This is a genomic window from Mesorhizobium sp. B2-7-1, from assembly GCF_006440735.1.
In the GTDB taxonomy this organism is placed as follows: domain Bacteria; phylum Pseudomonadota; class Alphaproteobacteria; order Rhizobiales; family Rhizobiaceae; genus Mesorhizobium.
The window spans coordinates 1-7613 of record NZ_VFUA01000173.1; the positions used below are offsets into that span (position 1 = coordinate 1).

At 65.1% G+C, this 7613-nt stretch carries 10 protein-coding genes; 2 read left to right on the top strand and 8 right to left on the bottom strand.

Going from position 1 to position 7613, the window contains the following annotated elements; translation table 11 throughout:
• Positions 1-185 precede the first annotated feature (185 nt).
• From FJ471_RS33440 to rplS, 6 genes are all read right to left on the bottom strand, one after another.
• Positions 186-836, bottom strand: coding sequence for a methyltransferase domain-containing protein (locus FJ471_RS33440; protein ID WP_140810362.1), 651 nt, complete (start codon positions 834-836; stop codon positions 186-188).
• Positions 837-959: 123 nt separating this feature from the next.
• Entirely contained in the window at positions 960-1772 is an 813-nt protein-coding gene (locus FJ471_RS33445) for an amino acid ABC transporter permease (protein WP_140810371.1), read from the bottom strand.
• A gap of 342 nt (positions 1773-2114) precedes the next feature.
• On the bottom strand, positions 2115-2912 hold the full coding sequence (locus tag FJ471_RS33450; RefSeq protein ID WP_140810379.1) for a transporter substrate-binding domain-containing protein: 798 nt from the start codon (positions 2910-2912) through the stop codon (positions 2115-2117).
• A 273-nt stretch (positions 2913-3185) separates the two neighbouring features.
• Complete coding sequence (locus FJ471_RS33455) at positions 3186-3665, bottom strand: MarR family transcriptional regulator (RefSeq protein WP_246684903.1); 480 nt, start codon at positions 3663-3665, stop codon at positions 3186-3188.
• A gap of 17 nt (positions 3666-3682) precedes the next feature.
• Entirely contained in the window at positions 3683-4105 is a 423-nt protein-coding gene (locus FJ471_RS33460) for an organic hydroperoxide resistance protein (RefSeq protein WP_140810394.1), read from the bottom strand.
• Between the two features lie 158 nt (positions 4106-4263).
• A complete protein-coding gene (gene rplS / locus FJ471_RS33465) occupies positions 4264-4785 on the bottom strand; it encodes a 50S ribosomal protein L19 (protein WP_140810401.1) in 522 nt (173 codons plus the stop codon).
• 347 nt (positions 4786-5132) lie between these two features.
• On the opposite strand from rplS, the gene FJ471_RS33470 reads away from it, so the two are divergent.
• Complete coding sequence (locus tag FJ471_RS33470; protein WP_140810408.1) at positions 5133-5885, top strand: sulfite exporter TauE/SafE family protein; 753 nt, start codon at positions 5133-5135, stop codon at positions 5883-5885.
• On the opposite strand, the gene trmD is transcribed toward FJ471_RS33470, so the two are convergent.
• Both trmD and rimM read right to left on the bottom strand, forming a co-directional pair.
• On the bottom strand, positions 5867-6568 hold the full coding sequence (gene trmD, locus FJ471_RS33475; RefSeq protein ID WP_140810415.1) for a tRNA (guanosine(37)-N1)-methyltransferase TrmD: 702 nt from the start codon (positions 6566-6568) through the stop codon (positions 5867-5869). The genes FJ471_RS33470 and trmD overlap by 19 nt on opposite strands.
• Positions 6565-7164 carry a ribosome maturation factor RimM gene (gene rimM, locus FJ471_RS33480; protein ID WP_140810422.1) on the bottom strand — a complete coding sequence of 200 codons (600 nt, stop codon included), beginning with the start codon at positions 7162-7164 and terminating at the stop codon, positions 6565-6567. Before rimM ends, trmD begins: the two co-directional genes overlap by 4 nt.
• A 98-nt stretch (positions 7165-7262) precedes the next feature.
• Here rimM and FJ471_RS33485 point away from each other — a divergent pair.
• Positions 7263-7613 (top strand): site-specific integrase (locus tag FJ471_RS33485; protein WP_181179930.1); only part of this gene is annotated, 351 nt, incomplete at its 3' end.

A 7613-nucleotide genomic window follows, 5' to 3' on the forward strand; every position in this document is an offset into this window, starting at 1 on the left:
ACCCAACGCTAACCGCTGCGCTCCCTGTGCAAAGCCCTCCTTGTGGGAGAAGGTGGATCGGCGCGGTAGCGCCGAGACGGATGAGGGGTATTCCAGCGGAGTGAGACGCCTGCTTTCCCTGGAACACCCCTCATCCGGCTGCTACGCGGCCACCTTCCCCCACAAGGGGGAAGGGGAAGTCGCGCTTACGCCACCTCGAACACAAACGTCTTCACCAGCGCTTCCGGGTCGCCGATCGCGTAGCAGCGGAACCATGGGCTCTGCTCGGCCAGGCGCCATTTCCCTGCCCGCTCCAACTCGTCGAACACCGCTTGAAACCCGCCGCTCTCGAAAACCTGGTCGCGCACGGTGAAGATGGCGTGGCCGCCTAGTCGCGTGATGCGCACCAGCTCGTGCAGGCCCGAAGCAGGCGCATGGCCGATGGTGAAGACGCCGGTCGAGAAGAAGGCGCGGAAATGCCGGTCGGGCCAAGGCAATGGACCGCCGAGCATCGCCTTCTTCAGCTCGCCATAGGCCGGCTTGCCGCCGACCTGGCGACTGCCGGCGATCTTCAGCATGTCGTCGGAGAGGTCGAGTCCGGCGATGTCGCCATAGCCCAGCGCCTTCAGCGACGGCCCCGACAGGCCGGTGCCGCAGCCGGCATCGAGCAGCGGCCCTTCGCCCGCCGGCACATGCCGCGCCACCCAGGCGGTGATGAGGAAAGGCAGGAGATAGCCGAGCGAGGCGGTCTCGCTGTCATAGGTCGCGGCCCAGTCGGCATAGGCCTTGGCGAGTCCTTCCGGCGTATCGGCCGTATAGACGGAATCCAGCGCCGCATTGGCCTTGTCGAAATTCATGGGGCGCGTCTCCTCCGCCGGATGCATGTGACCAAGGTAGAGCAATTCCAGGAAAAGTGGGAACCGGCTTTCCGTCCGGAATTGCGTCATAACAAAGAGATAGCGCGGACCTTGGCGTGCTGGCTATTCCTGATGCTGCCGGCGCAGCCGCTGTTCCAGCGCCCGCAGCGCCAGCGACAGGCCGACGGTCAGGATGAGATAGATATAGGCAACGATCGAATAGGTCTCGAAGAAGCGGAACGAGCCGGCGGCGTAGACCTTGCCGATCTGGGTGATATCGGCGACGCCGAGCACGGATACCAGCGACGAATCCTTGACCATGGCCACGAAGTCGTTGCCGAGCGGCGGCAGGATCATGCGGATCGCCTGCGGAAACACGATCAGCCGGAAGCGCTGCGCTCGGCTGAGCCCGAGCGCCTTGGCGGCTTCGATCTGGCCTCTCTCGACCGACTGGATGCCGGCGCGGAACACTTCCGAGATGAAAGCCGAGTAGCCGATGGTTAGAGCCATGATGGCGCGCCACAGCAGCGACACGTCGCGCACCAGGAGTTCGCCCATCAGGCCGGCGCTCTGCAGCGGCGCGGTCAGCGCGTTCCAGGCGGCGACGAAGGCCGGCGCGCCGGCAAAGGCGATCCAGAACAACAGCACCAGGATCGGCACGCCGCGGATGATCTCGACATAGAAGCGCGCGATCTGCCGCAGCCACTGCGACCCCGACAGCGCCATCAGCGCGATGCCGAGCCCCAGCGCGGAGGCCAGGGCGAAGGCGACCGCGGTGACGAAGATGGTGATGCCGATACCCTTGGCGACGGTGGCGAAGACTTGCGCGTAGAGGTCGCTGGAAGCGATAGCCAGGGCGGCGGCCAAAGCGAGGGCGAGAGCGGCGGCCAGCCACCAGGGGAATTCGGGTTTGGTGGAGGATGATGCCACGGCCATTAGGCGGTTTCGCCTGACAGGAAGTCCCGAAAGGGCGGCACCCAGGCCCCCCTCTCTGGCCTGCCGGCCATCTCCCCCTCAAGGGGGGAGATGGAATTTCGCGCGGGCTTTCGCCAATCTCCAACGTTGAATGAGGAGCACCGTCGGTGGAGCTGCCAATCTCCCCCCTTGAGAGGGGTGAGGAGAGGTCCGCGTAGCGGACGAAAAGCCAATGACTTGGCTTTTCGAACGACGAACGCCCGGAGCGACAGCGAAGGGCTGGGGCCGGCAGGGCAGAGAGGGGGGCCTTGGCGCAACGTCAGCGCGATTTCCTGCAAACCCACTGCGCGCACCAAGACGAGCCTACTGCCCCATCTTGTAATCGAGGAACCACTTTTTGTTGAGCTTGTCGAAGGTGCCGTCGGCCTTCAGCGCGGCGATCGCGGCGTTGACCGGCTTCACCAGGTCCGAGCCCTTCGGGAAGATGAAGCCGAAGTCCTCGGTGCCGAGCGGTCCGCCGATCAGCTTCAGCTTGCCTTCGGAAGCATCGACGTAGCCCTGGCCGGCGGTGCCGTCGGTGAGCACGACGTCGACGTCGCCCGTTTTCAGCGCCTGCACGGTCGCGCCGAAGGTTTCGAACAGTTTGATGCGCGGGTTCTGCTCGTTGCCGTCGAGCACGCTGTAGACGGCGGTGTAGAACGGCGTGGTGCCGGGCTGGGCGCCGATCAGGCCGTCCTTGAAGGCGCCGAAGGTCTTGGCGTCGGTGAAGCGGCTTTCGTCGCCGCGCACCAGCATGAACTGCTCCGAGCGCATATAGGGGTCGGAGAAGTCGACCTTCTCCTTGCGGTCGTCCTTGATGGTGATGCCGGTCATGCCGATGTTGTACTGGTTGTCGGAAACCGCCTGGATCATCGCGTCCCAGGAAGTGTTCTGGTACTCGACCTTGAAGTTCAGCCGCTTGGCGATCTCGTCCATCGCGTCATATTCCCAGCCGATCTGCTTGCCGGTCTTCTTGTCGATGAACTGCAGCGGCGGATAGGCGTTTTCCGTCACCACCACGACCTTCTTGCCGCCGAGATCGGGCAGATTGTCGGCGAGCGCGGCGACAGGCGTAAGAAGGCAGGCCAGCATCGCGGCCAGCAGCAGTTTCGACTTGGTCATGACAAATCTCCGAAAATGATCGGCCGCGCTGCAATCTCGCGGCTGGGAAAAATCCGGTGCCGACTTTAGAGCAATTCCAGGAAAAGTGTGAAGCGGTTTTCCGTCCGGAATTGCGTAAAAACAAAGAGATAGAGCGTTTCGCCGTTTTCGTTAGACGGTGAGATGCTCTATCTTGCCGCATGCGCCTTGCAAGCCGGTCCGCGCTGGCGCAGGCCGGCCAACATGCAATCCGATGCTCTTCGGGGATGGTTTCGAGGGCGAGCTTTGCGGCGGTCAGTCCTGATCGGCCGTGGCTTCGCGCAATCCGGCGACCAGGCGGGTCAGCGTGCCGTGCAGGGCCTTGAGCTCGGCCCGTTCCAGCGGCATGGCGCAGCTGAGCCCTTCCTGCACGTCCTTCATCCTGGCCCGCAGCGCCTCACCCTTGGCTGTCGGCTCGACCAGCACCCGGCGCTCGTCGGCGCTGTCGCGCCGGCGCGTCACGAGTCCGCCGGCTTCCATGCGCTTGATCAGCGGCGTCAGCGTCGCCGAATCGAGACCAAGTGCCGCGCCGAGCTCGCCGATCGTGCTCGGCGAATGCTGCCACAGCGCCAGCATCGCCAGATATTGCGGATAGGTGAGGCCGAGCGGATCGAGCAGCGGCCGGTAGAGCTTGGTCATCAGCCCGCTGGCCGAATAGAGCGCGAAGCAAAGCTGCTGGTCGAGACGCGGCACGGGAAAAGCCCCGGCGTCCTGCGCCGGGGCTTGCCTGGTCATTGTTTCGGTCTTCGTCGTCATGCAGCCTTTGCCGAGAGCGCCACGTCGATATTGCCCCGGATGGCGTTGGAATAGGGGCAGATCTTGTGCGCTTCCGATGCAAGCGCCTCGGCGCCCGCCTGATCAAGCCCCTTGATCTCGGCCGCCAGCGAAACGCCGAGCCTGAAGCCGCCGCCCTGGTCGTTCGGGTAGAGGCTCACCGTGGACGTGACCGAAGCGTCCTCAAGCGGCAGCTTCTGCTGGCGGGCGACGAAACGCACCGCGCTCTCGAAGCAGGCCGCGTAGCCGACGGCGAAGAGCTGCTCGGGATTGGTGGCGCCGCCCTTGCCACCAAGTTCCTTCGGCATCGCCAGATCGACCTTGAGCAGGCCGTCGCTGGTCTTGCCGTGACCGCTGCGGCCGCCGCTGACGTGAGCCTGGGTGCTGTAAAGTGCCGACATCTTTTGTCTCCATTTAATTTGTACACGATTAATTAGTGTACAAGGTAATAGGCTGTCAATCCCGGCGGATCGGCTTTCCCGAGGCTCGCGATCACAGCTCAGTGAAAACGAAAAAAGGCGGCCGAAGCCGCCTTTCCAGAAACCTGTCTTGCCAAATCTTATTCGGCCGAAGCAGCCTCTGCGGCGGCCTTCTTCTCGGCGGCTTCCTTGGCGGCCGTCTCGGCGGCCAGCGCCTGGGCGGCGGCGACCTTCTCGGCCTCGATGCGGGCGCGCTCGGCGGCCAGCGCATCACGCTCTTCGTCGTTCAGCTTGCGGGCGCGCACGCCGGTGTTTTCCGAAATACGGGCCGACTTGCCGCGACGGTCGCGCAGGTAATAGAGCTTGGCGCGGCGCACCTTGCCGCGGCGCACGATCTCGACGCCCTCGACCATCGGCGAGTAGACCGGGAAAACGCGCTCGACGCCTTCGCCGTAGGAAATCTTGCGGACGGTGAAATTCTCCTGGAAGCCCGAGCCGGCGCGGGCGATGACGACGCCCTCATAGGCCTGGACGCGGGTGCGGGTGCCTTCGGTGACGCGCACCTGAACGCGCACGGTGTCGCCCGGCTGGAATTCTGGCAGCTTGCGCTTGGCTTCGATCTTGGCGGCCTGTTCGGCCTCGAGCTGACGGATGAGATCCATCTCAAATATCCACTTCTTGTTCTTCCGACAGTCAGAGCGTCCTCAACTCGCCTTGCAGTTCCAATGACCGCTCGGCTATGCCCTTTGTCGAAACATTGGGCAGGGGCGACTACACCGCACTTGTTGACGGGTCCAGAAGATCGTTCTTCCGGTTCGGGCGGGCACATACAGCCATTTTGCCGCTTTGTCACGCCCAAATGCATGTCGCCCGGAACTGTGCGCGGTTCTGGCGCGACGACATGCATCAAAAAAAGGGGCCTTTGAGGCATATTTTTGCGGCTGATGGCCCCATGACATTGCCGCCGTGCCGGGTTGCGCGCGCCTCGCAAGCTTTCTAAGCGGGAAAAATGACTTTTTTCGATGCCGTCTTGCTGTTTCTCTCAGGTTTTGTCTCCGGCGCGGTCAATGCCGTCGCCGGCGGCGGCACCTTCGTCACCTTCGGCGCCATGACGCTGGTCGGCGTGCCGCCGATCGTCGCCAACGCCACCTCCTCGGTGACGCAGTTTCCCGGCTACATCACCTCGACGCTCGCCTACCGTGACGACATAAGGCATTTCTGGCGCCAGGCGCTGCTGCTTTGCGTCATCTCCGCCTTCGGCGCGCTGGCCGGCTCGCTCATCCTGCTTGCGCTTTCCAACCCGTCCTTCCGCGCGCTGGTGCCGTGGCTGCTGATCGCCGCGACCGCGCTGTTCGCCGCCGGTCCGTGGCTCAAGCCGACAGCCGGGCCGGAGCATCAGGCCTCGGTCGGCACGCTTGCCGGCACGCTGGCACAGTTCCTGACATCGGTCTATGGCGGTTTCTTCGGCGCTGGCATGGGCGTGATGATGCTGGCCACGCTCGGCCTGACCCAGGCCGGCGACTATCACAAGCTCAATGCATTGAAGAACATGCTGGCCGTGGTCATCGCGGCCATCGCCATCCTGGTCTTCGTTTCGGGCGGCGTCGTCGCCTGGCCGCAGGCGATCGTCATGATCCCCGGCGGCGCGCTCGGCGGCTATGCCGGTGTCTGGATCGCCAAGCGCGTCCCGCAGGGCGTGGTGCGCGGCTTCGTCGTCGCCGTCGGCCTGTTCCTCGCCTTTTACTATTTCACCAAGGGCTGATCCGCCGCCAACAGGTCCGGCCGCCGCTCCCTCGTCAGCTTCTCGGCCTCGGCGCGCCGCCACTCGGCGATCTTTTTATGATTGCCGGAGATCAGCACGTCGGGGATTTGCCTGCCCTCGAACTCCTGCGGCCGCGTATAGTGCGGGTGCTCGAGCAGGCCGTTCTCGAAACTCTCCTCCTCGCCCGAGACGGCATTGCCCATGACGCCGGGCAACAGCCGCACCACGGCGTCGAGCAGCACGAGCGCGGCCGGCTCGCCGCCCGACAGGATGAAATCGCCGATCGAGACTTCCTCGAGCCCCCGTGCTTCGATCAGCCGCTGGTCGACGCCTTCGAAGCGCCCGCACAGGATGACCGCGCCCGGTCCGGCGGCCAGCTCGCGCACGCGCGCCTGCGTCAGCGGTTTGCCGCGCGGACTCATCAGCAGGCGCGGGCGTGGATCGTCCGGCGGCGAAGCATGGTCGACCGCCCTGGCCAGTACGTCGGCGCGCATCACCATGCCGGCGCCGCCGCCGGCCGGCGTGTCGTCGACGGTGCGGTGCTTGTCGGTGGCGAAGTCGCGGATCTGGATCGCTTCCAGCGACCATGTGCCCGCCTCCAGCGCGCGGCCGGCAAGCGACAGGCCGAGCGCGCCCGGAAACATCTCCGGATAGAGCGTCAGCACCGAGGCGGCAAAGCTCAACGGTTGCCCCCGGCGTCCGTCGGTCCGCGCGGCCTGCCCTTCGGGTCGAAGCCGGAACGGCCCGGCGCCTCCCCATCTTCCTCGTCCTCGACAAGGCCGGCCGCCGTCGGATTGACCTCGACAAAACCGTCGGCGATCGAGACATGCGGCACCGCGGCCTGCGTGAACGGGATCAGTACGCCCTTGCGGCCGGCAAGGGTGACGTCGAGTATGTCGCCGCCGCCGAAATTATGCACGGCGACGACCTTGCCGATGACCCCTGTATCGTCCCGGACGTCGAGGCCGATGAGGTCGGCGTGATAGAACTCGTCCTCCTCGCCGTCGTCGGGCAGCACCGAGCGGTCGACGAACAGCTCCGTGCCCGCCAAAGCCTCGGCGGCGTTGCGGTCACCGACCCCCTTGAAGCGCACGACCACCACGGTGCCCGCCGGCCTGATGTCGTTGATCTGGAAGGCGCGGCCATCCTTGGCATAAAGCGGGCCATAATCGGCCAGCGCCAGCGGGTCGCCGGTGAAGGTCTTCACCCGCAATTCGCCCTTGATGCCGTGGGCGGCGCCGATGACGGCCATCTGTACGGGGTTTTCGAGCTTCGACATCGGCGGTGCTTCCTTTGCCCTGCTCTAATCCCCTCAAGCCATCATTTCAATGACGGCCTCTTCACCGCTTCCTAACCCGCATGCCTGAAACTGCAGCCATGCAGGAATTCCTCATCCCGGCAAAAGCCGACCTCCAGGCGGCGCGCGAAACCTGGCTGAAGACGCTGGCGCATGAGCGCCGGCTCTCGCCCGAGACGGTCGAGGCCTATGAGCGCGACACCCGCCAGTTCCTGCATTTCTTGACCGGACATTGCGGCGGCCCGCCCGGCATTTCCGACATCGCCGAACTGCGCCCGGCGGATTTGCGCGGCTTTCTCGCCAAACGCCGCAATGAAGGCGCTGGCGCCCGCACGCTGGGGCGCGGCCTTGCCGGCATCCGCTCGCTGCTGCGCTTTCTCGAAAAACGCGGCCTGGTCAATGCCGCCGGTGCCGTCGCTCTGCGCGCGCCG

Bases quoted from the DNA above. Each gene is read 5' to 3' on its own strand.
- FJ471_RS33450 (WP_140810379.1), bottom strand. From the start codon at position 2,912: ATGACCAAGTCGAAACTGCTGCTGGCCGCGATGCTGGCCTGCCTTCTT.
- FJ471_RS33445 (WP_140810371.1), bottom strand. From the start codon at position 1,772: ATGGCCGTGGCATCATCCTCCACCAAACCCGAATTCCCCTGGTGGCTG.
- FJ471_RS33440 (WP_140810362.1), bottom strand. From the start codon at position 836: ATGAATTTCGACAAGGCCAATGCGGCGCTGGATTCCGTCTATACGGCC.
- FJ471_RS33460 (WP_140810394.1), bottom strand. From the start codon at position 4,105: ATGTCGGCACTTTACAGCACCCAGGCTCACGTCAGCGGCGGCCGCAGC.
- FJ471_RS33455 (WP_246684903.1), bottom strand. From the start codon at position 3,665: ATGACCAGGCAAGCCCCGGCGCAGGACGCCGGGGCTTTTCCCGTGCCG.
- rimM (WP_140810422.1), bottom strand. From the start codon at position 7,164: ATGTCGAAGCTCGAAAACCCCGTACAGATGGCCGTCATCGGCGCCGCC.
- FJ471_RS33470 (WP_140810408.1), top strand. From the start codon at position 5,133: ATGACTTTTTTCGATGCCGTCTTGCTGTTTCTCTCAGGTTTTGTCTCC.
- rplS (WP_140810401.1), bottom strand. From the start codon at position 4,785: ATGGATCTCATCCGTCAGCTCGAGGCCGAACAGGCCGCCAAGATCGAA.